Source organism: Herpetosiphonaceae bacterium (assembly GCA_036374795.1).
Lineage (GTDB): Bacteria > Chloroflexota > Chloroflexia > Chloroflexales > Kallotenuaceae > LB3-1.
The window spans coordinates 1-21,006 of record DASUTC010000048.1 but is presented as its reverse complement, the minus strand read 5'-3'; the positions used below and the strand labels follow the sequence as shown (position 1 = coordinate 21,006).

The following is a 21,006-nucleotide window of genomic DNA, read 5'->3' as shown; positions in this document are numbered from 1 at the left end:
GGTCTGCTTTTGATGCCGGGAGCGCTGCATGTACGATGTGATTGTGGTCGGTGGTGGACATAACGGCCTGACCTGCGCCTGCTATCTGCAAAAGGCCGGTCTGCGCGTGCTGGTGCTGGAGCGTCGTCCGATCGTCGGCGGCGCGGTCTGTACTGAGACGATGTTCGGCGGCTACCGCATGGATGTCGGCTCGTCGGCGCATATCATGATTCATCTCACGCCGGTCGTCCGCGACCTTGAGCTGGAGCGCTTCGGCCTCCAATACATCGATATGGACCCGTTCGCGTTCTTTCCGCTGCCCGACGGCTCCGGCGCGATCGAGTTCTGGCGCGACCTCGACAAGACCTGCGCATCGATCGAAAAGGTTTCGCCCCGCGATGCCGAAGCGTACCGGCGCTTTGTCGAGTTCTGGGGCGCGATCAACGAGGGCGTCTTCAAGGTCTTTCTGAAGCCGCCAACGCCCGGCAACCTTGTCGCGACGATGATGACCGGCCAGTTCAGTCGCGCCGAGAACGGCAGCATGGGCGGCTCGCTCGATACGCTGCGCAAGATCTTTACCTCGTACGGGCAGTTGATCACCGAGTGGTTCGAGAGCGATGCGATGCGCACGGCGCTGGCCTGGCTGGCCGCACAGTCGGGACCGCCGCCCGACGAGATCGGTACGGCTGATTTCGCGGGCTGGCACGCGATGCTCCACCGCAGCGGCGCGAAGCATCCGCGCGGCGGCTCCGGCATGCTCACCCAGGCGATGCAGCGCTGCTTCGAGCACCACGGCGGCGAGGTGCGGCTGGATGCCGAAGTCGAGCGGATCGTAGTTCAGGGCGGCAACGTGCGGGGCGTGGAGTTACAGAGCGGCGAGGTACTCGCCGCGCGCTGCGTCGTCTCGAACGCGCATATTCAGACCACGCTGCTCAAGCTGGTTGGTCCGGGCCAGCTGCCGGGCAATCTCGCGCAGCGCGTGCAGCGGATTCGCGTCGGCAACGGCTTCGGCATGACGATCCGCTGTGCTGCGGACGCGCTGCCGGATTATATCGCCGCTCCGTCGGGCGGGAAGCCGCATCTCAGCCATCATGGCCTGCAACTGCTGTGTCCTTCGCTGGAGTATCTCAATCGCGCCTACGAAGACTTCCGGCGCGGCATTCCGGCCCGCGCGCCAGCCGCCATCGCCATGACTTTCTCGGCGATCGACCCGGATGTTGCGCCGCCGGGCAAGCATACGCTCTTTGTATGGGCGCAGTACCATCCCTACGAGCTGAGCAGCGGCGAAGATTGGGACCGTATCGCCGAGCGGGAGGCCGACAAGCTGCTGGAGGTGGTCTACCGCTACGCTCCCAATATGCGCGGCGCGATCACCAATCGCTATATCCAGACGCCGCTGGAGCTGGAGCGTAAGCTGGGGCTGCTGCGCGGCAACGTGATGCACGTCGAGATGTCCTTCGATCAGATGTTTTGCTTCCGGCCCCTGCCTGAGCTATCGGCGTATAAAGTGCCGCAGATCGCCGGGCTGTACCTGACAGGCGCGTCGACCCATCCCGGCGGCGGTGTTTTCGCCGCGTCGGGCTATAACACGGCGGGCGTCGTCCTCCGCGATCTGCGACCATCTCGGATCTGGCCGGGTCTGGCAGGGCTGGCGGTTGGCGCTGCCGGTACCGCGCTGATCGCCGCCGCTCGCCGTAAGCGCTGAGCTAAAAGCAGATCCGCCGCCCTTTGATCGAGGAGCGGCGGATCGATAATCTGATAGGCTACTTGTCTTTGCCCTTCCCCGGCGGGTCGTCGGGCGGCCCCGGCTGAGGGTTGCCCGGCGGTTCGTTTGGCGATCCCGGCGGGGGATAGCCCTGGCCGGGTGGCGTGCTGGGCGGACCCGGAGGCTGCGGATTGCCCTGCCCAGGTGGGTTATCCGGTGGGCCGGGCTGCGTCGGCACCGGCGCGTCGGTCGGCTGTGTCTTGGGCGGCTCTGGCACATCGGTCGGCTGTGGCGCTGCCGGCGGGCTATCGGTTCCCGGCTGCGCGGGCGGCGCGGGCGCTTGCGTCGGCTTGGGTGCCGCCGGTGGGCTATCGGTCCCCGGCTGCGCGGGCGGCGCGGGCGCTTGCGTCGGCTTGGGTGCCGCCGGTTCCCCCGGAGCGACAGCCGCCGGTGGCTCGATCGGCGCGCTCGTCGGCGGGTTCTTCGGGCTGGGCCGTGGCAGCTTCGGTGCCGCATCCGGCGATCCCGGCTCGATCGTCGTCGGCGGCGCTCCCATACTCGGCTCGGCGGGAATCGGTGTGGGCGGCACGACGGGACCATCAGGTGTCGCGCTCTGTACCCATTGGCTGGCCTGCACCGCAGATAAGATCATCTGCTGCTGCGAGCCGGTCGCCTGCTCGGCCAGCGCCATCAGCTCCTGCTCGTGCTGCGCGCTAAGCGCGTGGGCCTGCTCAAGCAGCGGCTTCGCCTGGTCGTTTGGGAGTGCGGCGATCAGTTCGAGCGTTCGTATATAGTCGGCCCGAAGCTGAACAATCACATCCCGGCTCACCGACCCCGATCGTCGATGGAGCTGACGTATTTCTTCCACGCGCCGATCCGCCAGGGCGAGCGAAACCGCGATCTTGCGCTCAGGATTCGACTGGATGCTCAGCCAGATTCGCTCGCTGGTGCGCTTCCAGCCATACAGCGGCTCGTTCGGTAGGGCTTGTGCTGATACAACGGTTATACTCGATAACGAACCAATGCAAACAACCAGGAACAGCACTGCCCAGGCCGCCATGCGCAGCCCGCCTGGCACACCGAACCAGCCGCTCCGCCGCTGCTGCCGGGCCAGAACTGCTTGCCGCAGCCGTGCTCGACCGACCTCTTTCGCGGCGCGTCGCATCTTGACACGCCCCAGCTCGCGCAGGGCATCCGCCACGTGGAGCATCGGAGCAAGCTGATTGGCCGACTGTGGGTAGTCGTGTACGATGTCTTCTGGAGTGTCCTCGTCCAGCCGGTCGATCGATCGATCTAAGATCGTATCAAGCCGCTCTGTGAGTCGCCAATTCTGCATCATAATACCATCGCTGCCTCTACGCTTCGCGGGTGTTGCGTGGAGTTCCTAACATCTTTGCCATCGCATTGAGCGCCCGATGCTGCATCGCTTTGACGGCTCCAATCGTCTGGCCCGTAATGGTCGCTACTTCTTCGGTGCTAAGCCGCTCCACAAACCGCAGCAGCACCACCTGCTGCTGTTCGGGCGTCAGCTGCCGGATGGCCGCGCGTAGCTCTTCGTGCTCCAAAGAGCGGTCGACGACCTCGTCGGCGGAAAAGGGTGCGGCGATCGACTCATCCAGCTCAACCGATTGGCGCTTCTGCTGCCGATAGTAATCGACCAGGCGGGTGTAGGCGATCCGAAAAACCCAGCCGCTGAACGCGCGTGCCTGGGCGCGCTCCGGTAGGCGGAATTGTACAATCGCTTCGACCATTCGCAGAAATACTTCGCTGACCAGCTCCTCGGCGACATACTGATCGCCGGAGCGATAATAAAAATAGCGGTACAACGGATCAGCAAAATGTTCATATAGCCGATCAAACGCAAGGGGATCGTGCGATTGTGCGCCGCGTACCAAGGACACGATGTCCGCGTCCGATGGAAGCTCCATGCACACCCTCAACTGTCTAACCGCTCCACGGCGGAAAAAGATACGCGCTTTATAAAAAAGCTATATATTTGGTCGCTTGCACGTCAATCAGGTAGCTCAATGTCTCTAGTGTACCGTGTTGGGCACTGCAAGGAAAGAGCCAATACGGAGACACAGGTACAAAATCGCCAGCAAATTCGTCGATTAACCCCTTGACACGGCACGAGCGGCTATGCTATGCTGGCTGCGGCCTGAAGTATAGGCTCCTGCTTGCAATCGAGTTGGAAGGATACACTGCCAGATGTGCAACCCATAATAACGGAACTGAAGCAATGATGAACATCATGATGCGACATATTACCACCTGGCTTCTCAGCGGCATCAGCTCTGCTGTTAGCCGTGCTGTGTCCTTCGCAGCCCCGATCTGCGCGCAGGGATTCCGTATGCGCACCTGCGCGCCCGTTTTCGCTGGTGTCCAGGGGAGCAGTGTGCCCATAGGACGGAGACTTAGAGTATGATGCGCTAGCATCACATACCAATAGTTTCCGACCGTGGGCTCCAAGAAAAGCCCACGGTCGATTAGTTTATATCGATCGCCGTGGGTACCCACCCACGGCGATCTGTTTGTGGAAGGCCTGTGAATGTAGCTGTCACAATCGACTGATAGACTGATGCGTAGAGCCTGAGGGCATTGTTTTGAGCAGGAGGACCGTATGCTGATCCTAGAACCAAACGGACGCCTAGATCGTCCCGCACGGCCAAACCGTTCGCGGCTGAGTTCGTTCTGGGCAAAGCTGGCCCGCTTGCTGCGGCGCTAGCTTCGCCCGAACCGTAAGGAGGTCATCATGCGCCGAATGCCGATCACGATGCCGTTGACGATGGGCGGGGACGACCCTGCCTGGACAAAAGACCGATCTTCTGTTTCGCCTTTGCCGGATGTCTCAGCAGAGGCCGACATCTACACTAGATATATTGCGTCGCCGGAGAATAGGCGAGGAGGTTTTGCTCATGAATGCTGCACTCGTTGACGCCCCATATGAAGCACCCCGTTCGACGTACGTCGATGCTCATGCGCTGGCCCTGGTGATTGACGATGTTGTCAAATATTTCGGCGACGAGAAGCCGCGACTACCCTGGGCCAGGCAACCAGCCAAAGAGCCGGTTAAAGCGGTGGATCATATTAGCCTCGGCGTCCGCCAGGGTGAGATTTTTGGGCTGCTGGGCGCGAACGGCTCCGGTAAATCGACGTTGATCCGGCTGATCTCGACGCTGCTGATCCCCGACGCTGGCCGCATTACGGTCTTCGGGCACGATGTCCAGGCCGATGAGAAAGCGGTGAAGCGGCTGATCAACCGCGTATCCGTCGAGGCATCCTTCTTCAAGAAGCTCAGCGCAGCCGAGAACCTGATGTACGGCGCGCGTCTGTATGGGCTGCCGCCTGCTCAGGCCCGGCGCGAGGCGCTGCGGATCTTGCAGGAGCTTGGACTGAGCGAAAAACGCTTCGTCGAGCCGCTGGAGCATATGTCGCGGGGGATGCAGCAGAAGGTGGCGATTGCGCGCGGCCTGCTGACCTCGCCGCTGCTGCTGCTGCTCGACGAGCCGACCACCGGCCTGGACCCGCGCTCCAAGAAGGATGTGCAGGTGTTTATCCAGCGGATGCGTAAAGAGCACGGCACCACCGTGTTTCTGACGACGCACGATATGGATGAGGCCGATCGGCTGTGCGACCGGATCGCGATCATCAACGGCGGGCGGATTGTGGCGCTGGATACGCCCAACGGCCTCAAGCAGATGGTCGGCGCGCGAAACGGACGCAACGGGCAGACCACGATGGAAGACGTGTTCCTGGCGCTGACCGGTCGGTCGCTCGACGATGATATTGAAGAGGAAGACTAGCGATGGCGCGCGCAGCCAAGCGATCCACGACGCAGCCTCAGAACCGCTTTAGTCTGGGCAATCTTCTCAGCCTGATCGCGATCCTCGCGCTTGGGATTGTCTTATTCTACTATCTCTACGCGGCGCTGATCTCGGACGACTGGCTGTGGTTTCGATCGTCGTTCGACGCGCAGCCCCGGCAGATCGCGATCGTTGATCGCGGGCAGCGCACGGAGCTAGACCCAAGCAATCCAGCGTTCGCGCCGATCGCCGCCGCCTTCAACGAGACGATCCAGCAGGGCTATCGGCACGCGGCGCTTGGCTTCTCCGATGAAACCTGGAAGGTTGTCGAGCGCAATGGCCTGCTGGTGGAGATGACCTACGCAGAGCCGGTACGCCTGCATATCTATGGCGGCTTTGCGCCCACGAAGCAGCTCCGGCTGCTGCTCGGCGGCAAAAATATTCACACGACACAGGTGCTTTTTCGGAGTAATCCCAATGGATGGGACTCGATCCCGCTCATTGTGAATACGGTCGAGCCGCTCAAGCGTGAGCTGTCGCGGCTTGGTCTTGCAGAGGTGAGGTAGCGCATGAGCATTCGTCCGGCGCGTCCCGCAGAGTACGATCAGATCATCGAGCTGGTGAGGCAGACCTTCGAGCCCGGCGATGAAGCCTGGGTCATCACCGCCGCGACGGTGCGGGAAGATCCTCGCTTTCATCCCGAACATCTGCGTGTTTTCGAGCGCGACGGGCAGATCGTCGGCATGATCGGCCTGATCGATCGGCTGGTACATATCGGGACGGCTCAGGTGCGCTGCGCGATCGTCGCGCCGCTGGCTACCGCGCAGGCTCATCAGAACACCGGAGTCGGCTCGGCGCTGATGCGCGATGCGCTCGATTGGGCACGGACCCACGGCTTTCACCTGTCGATGCTGTGGGGGCACACCTGGCTCTATCCGCGCTACGGCTACGCGCCAGGGATCAAAAGCTACACCGTTCACATTCCGGCCAGCCTCCAGCCGTTTGGCGATAAAGCCTACACGCTGCGATCCTACACGCCCGCCGATGTGCCTGCGCTGATGCAGGTCTACAACGCCGAAACCGCAGCGACAACGCTGGCCGAGGTTCGCTCCGATCAGCCGTGGGAGTGGCGGCCTTACAAGTCCAACACGACGATCGAGGTGGCGATCGATCCGGCTGGTGTGATCCGGGGCTATGCGCGGATTACGGCAGAGGCGGAGCGCCTGCATGTCGGCGAGATCGCGGCGATGGACGGCGGCGCGGCGCAGGCGCTCTTCGACCGGCTGCTCTACCTGGCGCGTGAGCGCGGTGTCACCGAGATCCGAGCTACGGCAACACCCGATAATCGTTGGAGCCGGTTAGCCTTCAGGCGCGGCGCGCATGTGTGCGTCGGATCAGGTGGGGGCGCTGGCATGGTGCGCGTGCTGGACCTGCCTGCGCTGCTCCAGGCGATCCTGCCTGAGCTACAGCGGCGCGTGGCACGCTCCGAGTTCGCCGCGCGTCGCAGCGACGTGCGGCTGGAGTCGCCGGTTGGGCGGGCAACGCTGCATGCCGATCATGGGCGGGTGGAGCTGGTGGAGGGCACTCCGCCGAACGTGGTCACGCTGCCGTTCCACGCGCTCGGCCCGCTGATTGCAGGCTACCAACCGATCGGGGATCTGCTTGGTCTGTCGGGCGTGTTCGTCTATGGCAGCGAGGCGCAGCGGCTGATCGAGGTGCTGTTTCCCGAAGACTATCCGCACTGGTCGTTTGCGGCGTACTTTAGCTAGGGTGCTGCCAGGTCGACGGAGAACAAAGGAATAAAGGAACAAGGGAATAGCTCGAAGCTTGAAACTTGGAACTTGGAACTCGAAACTTGGAACTTGAAACTCGTAATGTTGTTCAGGAGAACCGCATGATAGGAACGGTAGTGAAGGCCCAAAGTGGGTTTTTCTGGGTGGCGACGGATGAGACGACGCTGCGCTGCACGCTGCGCGGACGACTGAAGAAGAGCCGGGTTGCCAGCGATATTGCGACGCTTGGCGATGCGGTGCGCGTCACGCCGACGATGCCCGGCGAAGGCGCGATCGAAGAGGTGCTGCCCCGTCAGTCGAAGCTGGCGCGGCGCGCGGCGGGGCCGAAAGGCATCTGGAAGGAAGACGTTCTTGTCGCCAATCTCGATCAACTCGTGGCGGTCTTTGCTGTCGCTCAGCCAGAGCCACATCTGCGGATGCTCGACCGATACGTGATCAACGCCGAGCTGAACGATCTCGACGTAGTGATCGTCGCCAATAAATGCGATCTGCGCTCCCGCGACGACGTAGCGGCCTTGTTCGCGCCGTACCAGGCGATTGGCTACACGGTTCTGTTTACCAGCGCACGGCAGGGAGTGGGTGTGGACGAGCTACGGGCGCGGCTGACTGGCAAAATCTCGGCGCTCAGCGGGCCGTCGGGCGTGGGCAAGTCCAGCCTGCTCAACGCGGTCCAGCCCGGCCTGGCGCTGCGCACGGGCGCGGTCAGCAGCGCGGGCGCGAACCTCAACAAAGGACGGCATACCACCGTCGCGCCTGAGCTGATCCCGCTGGTCGGCGGCGGCTATGTGGCGGACACGCCTGGGATTCGTGAGCTGGGCCTGTGGCAGGTGCCGCCGAGCGAGCTGGACTGGGGCTTTCGCGAGTTTCGTCCGTACATCGAGGAGTGCTACTTCCAGCCGTGCAGCCATCTCCACGAGCCAGACTGTGCGGTTCGTGAGGCGATGAATCAAGGCGCGATTGACGAGATGCGCTACGACAGCTATGTCCGCCTGCGTGAGGAGCTGGCTACGGTGGCAGTGGCGCGCTAAACGATCGATAGCCAATAGAGGATGACCTATGACGATGATAGATGTCCAACTGTCGGCGCGTCCGTTTGCTGGCGAGGCCGATTTTCCCGCGATCGTCGAGCTGTGGAATACCTGCGAGGCGGTCGATCAGGTGGGCGAGGGTACCTCTGTCAATCAACTGCGCGTGGAGTTCGCCGATCCCTGGCTCGACACCGAGCGCAACGTACGCCTGTGGGAAGATGCCGACGGCGCGCTGATCGGCTTTGGGCAGATCTGGACGCCCAACTCAGCCGACGAGATCCAGAGCCGCCTGGTATATCAGGTCCATCCCGAACACCGGCAGCGCGGCCTTGAGTCGCAGATCATCGCCTGGGCCGAGGAGCGACTCCGCGATCTCAGCCGCGAGCGCGGGCTACCGGCCAGGCTGGGCTGCGCGGTGCGCGATACGCAGCACGAGGAGTTGGCGCTGATGGAGCGCCACGGCCTGAGCATCGAGCGCTACACCCTGGTGATGGCTCGTCCGCTCGATGAGCTGCCGGAGGCGCAGCTTCCCGCTGGATTTACGCTCCGCGAGGTTAGCGCGGAGGATGGCGCGGCCTGGGTGGAGATGTTCAATCTGTCGTTCATCGACCACTGGAATCACCATCCGCTGACGCTTGAGCGCTGGCAGACGTGGTTTAGCGATCCCGACTATCACCCCGAACTCAATCTGATCGCGGTGGCGGCGGACGGCACCTTCGCGGCGTTCTGCTGGGCCGGGTTCGACCCGACCGAGAACGAGCGCACCGGGCAAGGCCTCGGCTGGGTTCACCTGCTCGGCACGCGGCGCGGCTTTCGCCGAATCGGGCTTGGCCGTGGGATCTTGCTGAGTGGCCTGCACCGCTTGCAGGCGTGCGGCATGAAAACCGTCAGGCTCGGCGTGGACGCGCAAAGCCTGACCGGGGCAACCCGGCTGTATGAGGCGGCGGGCTTCGATCGCGTGCAGACCTGGGCCAAGTTTACCAGGGATCTGAAGCTCGACGCCGCCTAACACGATCAATTTGTGCATAACCTGGAGCTGACTGTGGCGACACTAACGATGCGCCCCTACGTGGGCGAGGATGATCTGCCGCACATCGTCGATCTGATCAACGCCTGTGAGGCGGTCGATAAGATGGATTTCGGCACGTCGATCGCCGAGAAGCGCGAGGAGCTAAGCGACCCGACGCTCGATCTGGTCCGCGACGTTAGTCTGTGGGCAGATGCCGATGGGGCGCTGATTGGATATGCGCAGATCGGTATTCCGCTGCTCGGCGATGATCTGACGGGCTACGTGTGGTTCAGGGTGCATCCTGCCGCGCGCGGCTGCGGCGTCGAGACGGAGATATTCACCTGGGCGAGCGCGCGGCTGCGTGAGGTTGGGCGGCAGCGCGGCGTCACGGTCGTGCTGCGGACCGGCTCGATCTCGACCAATGTCGATCGGATCGCGATGCTGGAGCAGCATGGATTCAGGCCGGTACGCTATTTTCTGGATATGACGCGCCCGCTCTCCGAGCCGCTGCCGGAGCCGGAGTTTCCGGCGGGCTTTACGCTGCGGCACCTGGCCGGGCCGCACGAAGTGCCCGCGTGGGTGGACATGTTCAACCTGTCGTTCATCGACCACTGGAACCATCACGATCTGACGGTCGAGCAGCGCATGCACTGGCTGACCGAGTCGCACTACCGCGCTGAGGATGACCTGATCGCGGTGGCGGCGGATGGCACCTTTGCGGCGTTCTGCAAGTGCCTGATCAACCCTGAGCAGAACAAGCGCACAAGCCGCCACGAAGGCTTGATCTCGCTGCTGGGCACGCGCCGGGGGTATCGCAAGCTTGGATTGGGCCGCGCGATGCTGCTGGCTGGCCTGCGGCGACTCGCGGCGGATGGTCTGGATACGGCGCTGCTTGGCGTGGATGCGGATAGTCCCACGGGCGCAACCCGACTCTACGAATCGGCTGGCTTCCGCGAGTACCGCACATCGATCGCCTTTGACAAAGCGATCTAGCGCAGTGCGGTGCTCATGCGGCGTATGCCATACGCTGCGACGGAGTCTATAAATCTGCAAGCCGCTGTGGAACGCCCCAAGCGTACCGGGCGCGATGAAGGAGCCAGCTATGACACCCACGACTCGGCCTGAGATTGTGCCTGGAACACGCATTTTCTTAACTACCCTGCTCAAAGAGGACGTGCCGCTGATGACGGCATGGTTCAACGACCTGGAGACGACGGCCTACCTGGGCATGGTTGGCACCTTCTTTCGGATCGAGCAGGAGCAGGAGTGGTACGACAACCTTGCCAGGCAGACCGATCAGGTGGTGTTTGGCATCGTCGTGCGCGAGACGCAGCGGATCATCGGCTCGGTGTCGCTGATGCATATCGACCACGCGCACGGTAGCGCCGAGCTAGGCATTCTGATCGGCGATAAGACGGCGTGGGGCTGCGGCTACGGCTCCGAGGCGGTACGGCTGATGGCGGAGTACGGCTGCTTTTTCAAAAATCTATCCAGCATCTGTCTGTGGTTTGTCGCATTCAACGAGCGCGGGCATCGGGCGTATCGCAGGGCTGGCTTTCGCGAGGTGGGCCGCTGGCGCAAGAGCTATTGTATCGGCGGCGAGCGCTACGACAGGGTGCTGATGGATGTGACGCGCGATGAGCTTGACCTATCGCGGATGAGCGGGATGGTCAGGTTGCTAGGAGAACATGGCAATGCTGAAGGGTGAGCATATCATCCTGCGGCCTTTCCGCGAGGAGGACTTCGACGCCTGGTATCGAATGATGGCCTACAACGTCGAGGTAGCGCTGTTGGGAAGGGGTACGTGGGTGCCTTATACGGCTGAGGCGGCGCGTCAGCGCTGGCACTTCATCCAGAACGCCTCGCCGGACAGCGAAGTTCATTTTGCGGTCGATCACGATGGACGCTGTATCGGCTCGATCTCGCTCAAGCACATCGACCGGCGCTCGCAGCACGCCTGGCTTGGGATCGTGCTGCACGGCGAGCAGCTTGGACGAGGCTACGGACGCGACGCGCTCCGCACGCTGCTGCGCTGGGCGTTTGTGATCGAAAACTACCATCGGATCTCGCTGGAGACGTGGGCGACGAACGAGCGCGCGCTGCGCTGCTACCGGGCGGCGGGCTTTGTCGAGGAAGGACGCATGCGCGAGGCCATCTGGGTTGCGGGCAAACATATCGATACCGTCCAGATGGGCGTGCTGCGCCGCGAATGGCTGGAGCGCCATTCAGGGAGCTGAACATGTTACGAGGCGAAAAAGTACTCTTGCGCGCTGTCGAGCGTGACGATCTTAAAACCTTGCACGCGCTGGAGCGCGATCTCGATCTGGTGCTGCTGGCCGACGGCAACTGGCAGCCGATCCCGCTGGCGACGATCGAGAAGGACTTTGATAAACATGTCGAGAACGAAGATCGAAGCTGGTTCGTGATCGAGGTCGACGGCAAGGTGATCGGCTCAGTGGGGCTGCATCATCGCGATCGACGGATCGGCGCGTCGGCGTTCGGCATTGCGATCTACGAGCGCGACTACCTCGGCAAAGGCTACGGACGCGACGCGATCGACGTGCTGCTGCGCTGGGCCTTTCTGGTGCAAAACTTCCGCCGCATCTGGCTCGAAACGTGGTCGGTCAACGAGCGGGCGATCCGCTGCTACCGCGCGGTAGGCTTTGTCGAAGAAGGCCGTCTGCGCGAGCAGGCCTATTTTAACGGCTCCTACTACGACGTAGTGCTCATGGGCATGCTGCGCTCGGAGTGGGAGGCGCGGCGCAACCGCTAGATCGCGCGGTTGTGCCCGCTCAATCGAGAACGTATCACGCAGGGCTCTGCCTGAGCCCCTTGGAGATCTGTATGACTGTAGCTGGACTTGGACGCTCGCTATTCCGCGAGACGAAGGCATCGTATGCGTTTGTCGAGCGCAACATCAACCTTGTGAAGCGCTACTGGGGCTGGGAGGTTGTCTTCCTGCTCTACTCGATCGTCAACGCGCTGTCGATCACGTTCATCGCCAAGGCATCGCCCGAAATTACCGGCGTCGAGTTCACGTCGGCGAAGGTCGATGCGTTCATCCTGTACCTGCTGGTTGGAACGCTGGTCTGGAACTATCTGGCGGTGGTCTTCGACGCGATCAGCGAAACGATCACCTGGGAGCGCTGGGAAGGCACGATCGAGTACACCTTCATGGCTCCGATCTCGCGGCTGACGCATCTGCTGGGCGCGACGCTCTTCGCGATCCTGTACGGCGTGCTGCACACGGCGGTCATTCTGGCCGTAGTCTCGTTCTTCTTTGATGTCAGCCTGGCGCAGGCCAACTTTGTCGGCGCGATGGTGCTGCTGATCGTCGGCAGCCTCTCGTTTGTGGGCATGGGCATCTTCGCGGCGGTGCTGCCGCTGCTCTTTCCTGAGCGCGGCGCGCAGATGACCAACGTGATTAAAGCGCTGATCCTGCTGGTGTCGGGCGTGTACTTTCCAATCGCGGTCTTGCCGGGCTGGATGCAGACGATCAGCCTGCTCTCACCCGCGTACTATGTGCTGGCCGGGATGCGCGAGGCGCTGCTGGCAAATGCCAGCGTCCTGAGCCTGGCGCAGGCGTATGTGCTGCCGCTGCTGATCATCGGTCTGATCGCGGTGCCGTCCGGCCTGTGGGTCTTTATCACCGCTGAGCGCTTCGCCAAGCGCACCGGGCGGCTGAAGCGCAACGGGTAGCGCGGGGAAAGAAGACCCAAGAACCGGGTACCCTTTGGGCACACCCAGAACAAGGAGTAACAACACCAGCTCACGGTTTGCGCCGTGGGCTGTGTTGTTGATCCGAGCCGATCGATGCTTGAGAAACGTGGTGCGCTGCGGTATAGTTGAGTGATCAAAGATACGAAAGGCGACAGCTATGCCTGTGATGATACAACTGACCAGCGCCGCGCATGGCGGCAATAAGGCGTGCGGCGGCAGCGCGTGTAGCGTCGGCCAGTGCGGCGTCGATTGCGACTGTGGCTGCCCGTACACGGGAATGGACGAGAAAGGCAAGATCGAAGAGATCGCGGCGGTCGAGCAGCGCTACCCGAACGAGTGGCTGGCGTTTGTGATCCCGCCGGGCGAAGACGAGTACGTTCCTGAGCGCGGCATGCTCGTGGTCCACTCGCCCGACGACAACGAGGTCTGGGATGCCGTCAACCGGATCACGCAGAATCAGGTGGTGCATGTCTACTTCAACGGCTCGCTGACCGACGAGTATCTCGACTGGGCCGAGACGAAGCCCGCGCCAGTCGGCGCGCGGGTTGCGCCGTTCACGCCGCCAGCACAGATCCCGCACACGGTCTTCGGCGATAAGGACATGATCCCGCTGATGGGCTAGCTGCTCTGTGATATAGCGAACTTGGTGTATGATTGCCGCCGGTCCCAATTCAGCGATATATGCTGGAGGGGCTGGCGGCAGTTGTATTGCGCAGCGATCGGGGTATCCTGATCGCTGAACTGCTGGCATGTCGTATGCAACTATACCGCCAGCCGCCTCGTAGTGAGGACGGCTAGAACGTGGTGCTTGACGACGACATCACCGCGTTACGTTCAGCATCGCAGGCTCACATGCGGCGAACAATGATAAAGGAGCACAGGTACATGGCGCGACCGATCAGTTCCAACAATCGCTTGACACGCTGGCTGCTCGGAGACCAGCCCAAGGAGATGGAAGGGCCGTATGAGAAGGAGCGCGAGCACCATACGCATCCCTGGTGGCAGGTGATGTGTCTCACGGGCGTGGATTACTTCTCCACGCTTGGCTATCAGCCCGGCATCGCCGCGCTGGCGGCGGGTGCGCTCTCGCCGCTGGCAACGATTGTGCTGGTGCTGCTGACGCTCTTCGGCGCGCTGCCAATGTATAATCGCGTCGCAGCCGAAAGCCCGCACGGCGACGGCTCGATCTCGATGCTTGAGCGCCTGCTCTCATGGTGGCAGGGCAAGCTGTTTGTTCTGTGTTTGATCGGCTTCGTTACCACCAGCTTCATTATCACGATCACCCTCTCCGCCGCCGACGCGACCGCGCATATTATTGAAAATCCGCTGGTTCCTCGCTGGCTCGATCATCCGGTCGCCGTGACGATCGTGCTGATCGCATTGCTCGGCGCGGTCTTCCTTAAAGGTTTCAAGGAGGCGATCGGAATCGCGGTTGGCGTGGTAGCCGCCTACATCGCGCTGAGCCTGGTCGTCGTCGGCGTTGGACTGTACCAGATTGTACAACACCCGGAGGTGCTGACGAACTGGCAGCGTGCGCTGTTCACGACTCACGGCAATATTTTTGTGATGATCGGCACGGCCCTGATCCTGTTTCCAAAGCTCGCGCTTGGGCTCTCCGGCTTCGAGACGGGTGTGGTCGTGATGCCGCTGGTGCGAGGCTATCCCGGCGACACCGACGAGCGGCCTGTAGGGCGCATCCACAATACGCGCAAGCTGCTGATGGGAGCGGCGCTGATTATGAGCGTGATGCTGATTTCGAGCAGCTTTATCACCACGCTGCTGATACCGCCCGCCGAATTTCTGGAAGGCGGCGAGGCCAACGGTCGCGCGCTGGCGTATCTGGCCCATCATTACCTGGGCGACATCTTTGGCACGCTCTACGACCTCAGCACGATTGCGATCCTGTGGTTTGCCGGTGCCTCGGCAATGGCCGGTCTGCTGAATATTGTGCCGCGCTATCTGCCGCGCTATGGCATGGCGCCGGAGTGGGCGCGCGCTACTCGTCCGCTGGTGTTCATCTTCACGGCGGTCTGCTTCGTCGTCACCTACCTCTTTCGGGCAGATGTGGACGCGCAGGGCGGCGCGTATGCCACCGGCGTGCTGACCCTGATGGGCTCGGCGGCGGTCGCGGTAACGCTGTCTGCGTGGCGTGAGCGTCAGCGATGGCTGACGCTGGCGTTCGGCCTGATTACGCTGATCTTTATCTACACAACCCTGGTGAACGTCGTCGAGCGGCCCGATGGCATCAAGATCGCCGCCTTCTTCATCGGCGCGATCATTGTCACCTCGCTGATCTCGCGGGTCTGGCGCTCGACCGAGCTACGGACCGAGCGGGTCGAGATCGATCCGGTGGCCGAGCGCTTTCTCAATGAGGTTGGCAGGCGCGAGATTCGGCTGATCGCCAATCAGCTGGATGCGGGCGATGTGCAGGAGTATTACCTCAAGGAGAAGGAAGTGCGCGAGGATACGCACCTGCCGCCGAACGAGCCGATTCTGTTTCTGGAGGTGACGGTCTGCGACGCCTCGGAGTTCGAGGATGTGCTCGAAGTCAAAGGCGTAGAGGTTGGCGGCTACCGCATTCTGCGCGCCGAAAGCTCGGCGGTGCCCAACGCCATCGCTTCGTTTCTGCTGCATCTCCGCGATCGAACCGACCGCACTCCGCACGTCTACTTTGGCTGGACGGAGGGCAATCCGGTCAAGTATCTGCTGCGCTTTATCCTCTTCGGCGAGGGCGACATCGCGCCGGTGACGCATGAGATCCTGCGCCGGGCCGAGCCTGATCCTGAGCGGCGTCCGGCGGTTCATGTCGGCGGGTAGATAGAGGTTGACATAATCCTATCGAGGGCATGTGCCGGAGCGGGCGCATGCCCTGCCGTATGCTGCGCGGTTTGGTGGTACGATAGGCCAGACGCGACCAAGGAAAGGAGCAGCGGTGCAGGCGGTCTGCTTACACGTCAAAGACGAGATCGAGGCGGTCTTACGCCGCAATCCATTTGTCCATCTCTACGCGCTCGGCGATCTTGACGATTTCTTCTGGCAGCACACCACGTGGTACGGCCTGAGGCAGAACGAGCAGATCCAGCATGTTGTGCTGCTCTACTCCGGCACGTCCGTGCCCACGCTGCTAGCGTTTAACGAGGAGCCGGTAGCGCTGATGCCGATGCTGCTGCGGTCGATCCTGCCGCTGCTTCCGCGACAGGTGTACGCGCATCTCAGCCCCGACGTGATTCCGGTCTTTGCCGAAGATTACCACGTGCAGCAGCACGGGCTGCACTACAAGATGGCGCTGACACGGCCCACACACCTGAGCGGCATCGACATATCGGAGGCGGCGCTGCTATCGGCGGCGGATCTCGATGATCTGACCGCGCTCTACCAGGCGAGCTATCCCGGCAACTGGTTCGACCCGCGTATGCTGGAAACCGGCCACTACTACGGCATTCGGCGCGGCGACCGGCTGGTCAGCGTGGCGGGCGTGCATGTATACTCGCGGCACTACCGCGTCGCGGCGCTCGGCAACGTTACCACGCATCCGGAGCTACGCGGGCAGGGCCTCGGCACGCGGGTCTGCGCCAAGCTGTGCCACGCGCTGCTGGAGACGGTCGATCATGTTGGGCTGAACGTGAAGGCGGATAACGCCAGCGCGCTGGCCTGCTACGAGCGGCTCGGCTTCGAGCGCGTCGCGGTGTACGACGAATGTATGCTCACGTTGCAGCAGCGCGCGCCGACCGTGGCTTGATGTTGCACCAGCGGACGCGCCGAATAGACGTATAATGTAGTCGTGATGAAACGTTGTCAGGTGCATTGGCTAGGCCAGATCGGATATACCGAGGCGTGGGCGCTGCAAAAGGAGCTGGCAGCGCAGCGCGCGGCGGATCGGATCGACGATACGCTGCTGCTGCTGGAGCATCCGCACACCTACACCTTCGGTAGTCGCGGCAGACGCGCGCACGAGCATCTGCTGGTACCACGGGCTGAGCTGGAAGCTGCGGGCGTTGCGGTGCTGGATGTGGATCGAGGCGGCGATGTGACGTATCATGGTCCCGGCCAGCTCGTCGGCTATCCGATCCTGCGGCTGGCGGAGCATCACCTCGATGCCGTCAGCTACATGCGCGCGCTTGAGGCGGTGCTGATCGCCGTGTGCGCGGGCTATGGCCTGGCTGCGGCGCGTGTGCGCCATCTCACTGGCGTCTGGGTGGGCGACGAGAAGCTGGCGGCGATTGGTACGAAAGTCGATGTGCATGGCATCACGCAGCATGGGTTCGCGCTGAACGTCACGACCGATCTCGGCTACTTCGCCAAGATCGTGCCGTGTGGGATTCGCAACAAGGGCGTCGGCTCGATCGGCGCGCTGGTGGGGCGGCACGTGGCGCTGGATGAGGTGGTGGAGCGTACCGTCGCCGCGTTTGGACAGGTCTTTGATGTGGAGATGATCGCGGGGGACGGAAGAACAAGAGAACAAAAGAACAAAGGAACAAGATATCAGGGGGCGAGGGTCAGGGGTCGGGAAGAGAACTCCAAACTTGGAACTTTGAACTTTGAACTTTGAACTCGAAACTCGGAACGAGGATAGAATGGCTGATATACAACTGCTCGACAAGCCCAAGGCGCGTCTGCAGCGCCCGCCGTGGCTCAAGGCGAAGATGCCCGCCGGTGAGAACTACGAAGACGTGTACCAGTTGATGCGCGACCTCGGCCTGCACACAGTCTGTGAGGAGGCGCATTGTCCCAATATCGGCGAGTGCTGGAACTTTCGCACCGCGACGTTTTTGCTGCTGGGCGATACATGTACGCGCGGCTGCCGCTACTGCGCGATCGGCAAGGGCAAGCCGCAGGCGCTCGACGAGGACGAGCCGGAGCGCGTGGCGCGGGCCGTGCAGCATCTCAAGCTGCGCCACGCGGTGCTCACCTCGGTCAACCGCGACGATCTGCCTGACGGCGGCGCGCATATCTTCGCCGAGTCGATCCGGCTGATCCGCGAGTACATCCCCGGCTGTAACGTCGAGGTGCTGATCCCCGACTTCATGGGCGATGCGCAGGCGCTTCGGATGGTGCTTGAGGCGCGGCCCGATGTGCTCAACCATAACATCGAAACCGTCAAGCGGATTTTCCCGCGCTTCCGCCCCAAGGCGACCTACGAGCAATCGCTGATTCTGCTGCATCGGGCGCGGCGCTTCGATGCCAATCTGCGCACCAAGAGCGGCCTGATGGTCGGCGCGGGCGAGACGATCGACGAGGTGTTGCAGGTGATGGACGATGTGCGCAGCGTGGATGTGGACGTGCTGACGATCGGGCAGTATCTACCGCCCGCCAGCGATTACTGGCCGCTGGATCGCTACTACACGCCTGACGAGTTTGCCTTCTTGAAGCAGGAGGGCCTCAAGCGCGGCTTCAAGCACGTCGAGTCCGGGCCGCTGGTGCGCTCGTCGTACCATGCGCATGAGCATGTGCAGAATGAGGTTGCGGCGTAGCGAGTACAAAGCATACCGGAGCAAAGAACAGAGAACAGCAACCGCATGTTCTCTGTTCTTTGCTTGTCCCGCTTACTTCAGCGCCTCGACGATCTGCCGTACGTCGAAGCGCATCATCTTGATGTAGGTATCGCCCTCGCTACCCGCAGGACCGAGCGCATCCGTGTAAAGCGTGGTGACAACCTTGACGCCCGCCTCGCTGGCAACCTGTTCGGCCAGGCGCGGGTTAACCGTGTTCTCGGTAAAGACCGCCGGTACGCGCTGCTCCTCGATCAGGCGGACCAGTTGCGCGATCTGCTGCGCCGAAGGCTCCTGCTCCGTAGAAACGCCCTCAAAGACGTTGCCGACGACCTCGAAGCCGTAGCGCTTGGCGAAGTAGCCAAAGGTATCGTGGTTGGTGATCAGCTTGCGGCGCTCGGCGGGAACCCCCGCGACCTGCGCGACGATCTCGGCATCCAGTTGCCTGAGCTGCTCGATGTACGCGGCGGCGTTGGCGTCGTACGCGCTCCCGCTGGCCGGATCGACCTGCTTAAGACCGTCGCGGATATTTTCGACGTAGCGCATCGTGTTTTGCACATCGAACCACATATGCGGATCGCCCTCCGCGTGCTCGTCCTCGTCGGCGTGCTTGCCCTCGTCGGCGTGCTCGTCTCCGCTGGCGAGCGGCGTGATGCCCTGCGTCGCCGCGACGATCGGACGCGATCCACCGGCATTGCGCGTTAGCTCTTCGAGCCAGGCTTCGAGGCCTAGCCCATTCTCGAACACGATCTGCGCCTCAGCAATCGCCTGCACGTCGCTTGGCGTGGGCGCGTAGGTGTGCGGATCGGTGCCGGGCGGCAGCAGCACATGCACGTTGACGCGCTCGCCGCCGACGTTCTTGACCAGATCGGCGATGATGCTGGTGGTGGCGATCACATTGACGGCGCTGCTGCCAGTCGCGGCGGCGACGCCGGTAGACCGCGCAGGCAGACCCTCCGCGCCGCTGAGAGATGTATTGGGGCTGCCGCACGCGGCCAGGAGGCCGCAGCAGAGCACGAGCGCGAGCCAGCGTCTCCAGCCAATTATCGAAAGCATGGTCTTCTCCAAATGATATGCTGTATCAATAGCTTGAGTACTATACGTGTATCGGCTGGTTTCGTCAAGCAGGGCATTGATGGATCGTATCAGGGAGCGGCCTATAGGCGTGATGAGGCGCGGCGCCTGTGGCTGCACCATGAGACGACCAAGCGCCTGCACCGAAGCAGGTGCCTGGTCAATTATCTTGTGGTGGGGTGTTCATCAGGAGGGCGATCGTGCGCGGGAGCGTCCACGGCGTGTACGTCTGGAGCGAGCGGCAGGCAAACGCGGAACGTGCTACCGACTCCCTCGGTGCTATCGACGGTGATCGTGCCGCCGTGCAGCGTGACGATCTTGTGAGCGACATACAGCCCCACGCCAACACCGCCGATATGATTCGGCTTGACATTAGCGGCGCGGTAGAAGCGTCGAAAGATCAGCGGCAGGGCATCGCTGGGAATGCCAATGCCCTGATCGGCAACCGTCAGGCAGAGCATCGCCGGAATTTGTGATTCCAGGCCATCGCTGACACTCAACTGCACATCGATCGGGCCGCCATGCGGGCTATACTTGATCGCGTTGTGGAGTAGATTCTGCACCACTTGCTCTAGCCGCAGCGGATCGCCGTGAACCAGCAGCATCCGCTTGGTGTTCCGCCTCAGCTTCAGCGTGTGATGCTCCAGCGTCGATTGTATCTCGCCGACAATCCGCTGGACGAGCACTCCCAGATCGACGCTCTGTTGATCAAGCGTAAGCTGGCCCGTCTGAATCCGCGACAGATCGAACATGGAGCCGATCAGTTGATTGAGGCGCGTCGCCTGCTCAAATAGGATCTGCAATGCGCGGTCGTCGCGCCCACCGGCACCACCATCGCGCTTGATGCGGCGCTGGAGCACCTGGGTATAGCCCATGATCGAGGTGATGGGTGTTTTAAGCTCGTGAGCAGCCAGCGATAGAAACTCATCCCGCGTGCTGATCGCCAGCCGTGCCTCCTGGTAGAGCCGCGCATTGTCCATAGCTATCGCTGCCTGGGCGGCCAGCCCCACCACGAGCCGCTCGGCGCGCGCGGTAAAGACTCCCGGCTCGGAATGACCAAAGAACAGCCCGCCGATAATTTCGCCGGAGCGGGAGACGACGGGAACGGCCAGATAGCTTGTCACCGGCAAGTGTCCGGGCGGCATGCCCGCATAGGGCCGATTGCTGCCGTAGCGCGGATCTTCGCGCACGTTGTCCAGCCGAATCACGCGCTCGCCGCGAAAGGTCGGGCCGAAGATCGGCGTGTTGCGGGGCATGGGAAATGTGGCAAACGCCTCGTAGGGCGCGCCCGAAAGGGTATAGAGTGTATAGCGCTCGCCGACCTGATCGACGACATTATAAAAAAACGCTCCAAATTGCGCGTCGATCAGCTCGGTAGCCGCATCGGTGACGATCTGCACCAGCTT

At 62.4% G+C, this 21,006-nt stretch carries 20 protein-coding genes; 16 read left to right on the top strand and 4 right to left on the bottom strand.

All coding sequences use genetic code 11. From position 1 onward, the window contains the following. Positions 1-28 precede the first annotated feature (28 nt). Entirely contained in the window at positions 29-1,684 is a 1,656-nt protein-coding gene (locus VFZ66_02890) for an NAD(P)/FAD-dependent oxidoreductase (GenBank protein ID HEX6288104.1), read from the top strand. A gap of 58 nt (positions 1,685-1,742) precedes the next feature. On the opposite strand, the gene VFZ66_02885 is transcribed toward VFZ66_02890, so the two are convergent. Beyond that, a complete protein-coding gene (locus tag VFZ66_02885) occupies positions 1,743-3,023 on the bottom strand; it encodes a DUF5667 domain-containing protein (GenBank protein ID HEX6288103.1) in 1,281 nt (426 codons plus the stop codon). A gap of 16 nt (positions 3,024-3,039) precedes the next feature. Beyond that, positions 3,040-3,612: a sigma-70 family RNA polymerase sigma factor gene (locus VFZ66_02880; GenBank protein HEX6288102.1), complete on the bottom strand. Its 573-nt coding sequence runs from the start codon at positions 3,610-3,612 to the stop codon at positions 3,040-3,042. 987 nt (positions 3,613-4,599) lie between these two features. Here VFZ66_02880 and VFZ66_02875 point away from each other — a divergent pair. The 15 genes from VFZ66_02875 to lipA all read left to right on the top strand — a co-directional run bounded on the left by VFZ66_02875 (position 4,600) and on the right by lipA (position 18,508). Next, positions 4,600-5,487: an ABC transporter ATP-binding protein gene (locus tag VFZ66_02875; GenBank protein HEX6288101.1), complete on the top strand. Its 888-nt coding sequence runs from the start codon at positions 4,600-4,602 to the stop codon at positions 5,485-5,487. 2 nt (positions 5,488-5,489) lie between these two features. Beyond that, positions 5,490-6,053, top strand: coding sequence for a hypothetical protein (locus VFZ66_02870; GenBank protein HEX6288100.1), 564 nt, complete (start codon positions 5,490-5,492; stop codon positions 6,051-6,053). 3 nt (positions 6,054-6,056) lie between these two features. Further along, positions 6,057-7,256, top strand: a complete 1,200-nt coding sequence (locus VFZ66_02865) for a GNAT family N-acetyltransferase (GenBank protein HEX6288099.1) — start codon at positions 6,057-6,059, stop codon at positions 7,254-7,256. A 125-nt stretch (positions 7,257-7,381) separates the two neighbouring features. After that, positions 7,382-8,308 carry a ribosome small subunit-dependent GTPase A gene (gene rsgA / locus VFZ66_02860; protein ID HEX6288098.1) on the top strand — a complete coding sequence of 309 codons (927 nt, stop codon included), beginning with the start codon at positions 7,382-7,384 and terminating at the stop codon, positions 8,306-8,308. 28 nt (positions 8,309-8,336) lie between these two features. After that, on the top strand, positions 8,337-9,317 hold the full coding sequence (locus tag VFZ66_02855; protein HEX6288097.1) for a GNAT family N-acetyltransferase: 981 nt from the start codon (positions 8,337-8,339) through the stop codon (positions 9,315-9,317). Positions 9,318-9,350: 33 nt separating this feature from the next. Beyond that, positions 9,351-10,310 carry a GNAT family N-acetyltransferase gene (locus tag VFZ66_02850; GenBank protein ID HEX6288096.1) on the top strand — a complete coding sequence of 320 codons (960 nt, stop codon included), beginning with the start codon at positions 9,351-9,353 and terminating at the stop codon, positions 10,308-10,310. Positions 10,311-10,419: 109 nt separating this feature from the next. After that, the gene (locus VFZ66_02845) at positions 10,420-11,025 is read left to right on the top strand and encodes a GNAT family protein (GenBank protein ID HEX6288095.1); all 606 of its coding nucleotides are present in this window, start codon (positions 10,420-10,422) and stop codon (positions 11,023-11,025) included. After that, positions 11,006-11,554 (top strand): GNAT family protein, encoded by a 549-nt coding sequence (locus tag VFZ66_02840; protein HEX6288094.1) that lies wholly within the window; start codon positions 11,006-11,008, stop codon positions 11,552-11,554. Before VFZ66_02845 ends, VFZ66_02840 begins: the two co-directional genes overlap by 20 nt. Before the next feature lie 2 nt (positions 11,555-11,556). Then, on the top strand, positions 11,557-12,090 hold the full coding sequence (locus VFZ66_02835; GenBank protein HEX6288093.1) for a GNAT family protein: 534 nt from the start codon (positions 11,557-11,559) through the stop codon (positions 12,088-12,090). Positions 12,091-12,161: 71 nt separating this feature from the next. Then, positions 12,162-13,016: an ABC transporter permease gene (locus VFZ66_02830; GenBank protein HEX6288092.1), complete on the top strand. Its 855-nt coding sequence runs from the start codon at positions 12,162-12,164 to the stop codon at positions 13,014-13,016. Positions 13,017-13,194: 178 nt separating this feature from the next. Further along, a complete protein-coding gene (locus tag VFZ66_02825; protein ID HEX6288091.1) occupies positions 13,195-13,659 on the top strand; it encodes a hypothetical protein in 465 nt (154 codons plus the stop codon). Positions 13,660-13,922: 263 nt separating this feature from the next. Then, positions 13,923-15,854, top strand: coding sequence for a hypothetical protein (locus VFZ66_02820; GenBank protein HEX6288090.1), 1,932 nt, complete (start codon positions 13,923-13,925; stop codon positions 15,852-15,854). Positions 15,855-15,969: 115 nt separating this feature from the next. After that, a complete protein-coding gene (locus tag VFZ66_02815) occupies positions 15,970-16,776 on the top strand; it encodes a GNAT family N-acetyltransferase (GenBank protein ID HEX6288089.1) in 807 nt (268 codons plus the stop codon). A 45-nt stretch (positions 16,777-16,821) separates the two neighbouring features. After that, positions 16,822-17,586: a lipoyl(octanoyl) transferase LipB gene (lipB, locus tag VFZ66_02810; protein HEX6288088.1), complete on the top strand. Its 765-nt coding sequence runs from the start codon at positions 16,822-16,824 to the stop codon at positions 17,584-17,586. A 25-nt stretch (positions 17,587-17,611) separates the two neighbouring features. After that, positions 17,612-18,508, top strand: coding sequence for a lipoyl synthase (lipA, locus tag VFZ66_02805; protein ID HEX6288087.1), 897 nt, complete (start codon positions 17,612-17,614; stop codon positions 18,506-18,508). A gap of 72 nt (positions 18,509-18,580) precedes the next feature. On the opposite strand, the gene VFZ66_02800 is transcribed toward lipA, so the two are convergent. Together VFZ66_02800 and VFZ66_02795 are read right to left on the bottom strand one after the other, a co-directional pair. Next, positions 18,581-19,582, bottom strand: a complete 1,002-nt coding sequence (locus VFZ66_02800; GenBank protein HEX6288086.1) for a metal ABC transporter substrate-binding protein — start codon at positions 19,580-19,582, stop codon at positions 18,581-18,583. Between the two features lie 182 nt (positions 19,583-19,764). Next, positions 19,765-21,006: GAF domain-containing sensor histidine kinase (locus tag VFZ66_02795; protein HEX6288085.1), on the bottom strand; the 1,242-nt coding region annotated here is incomplete at its 5' end.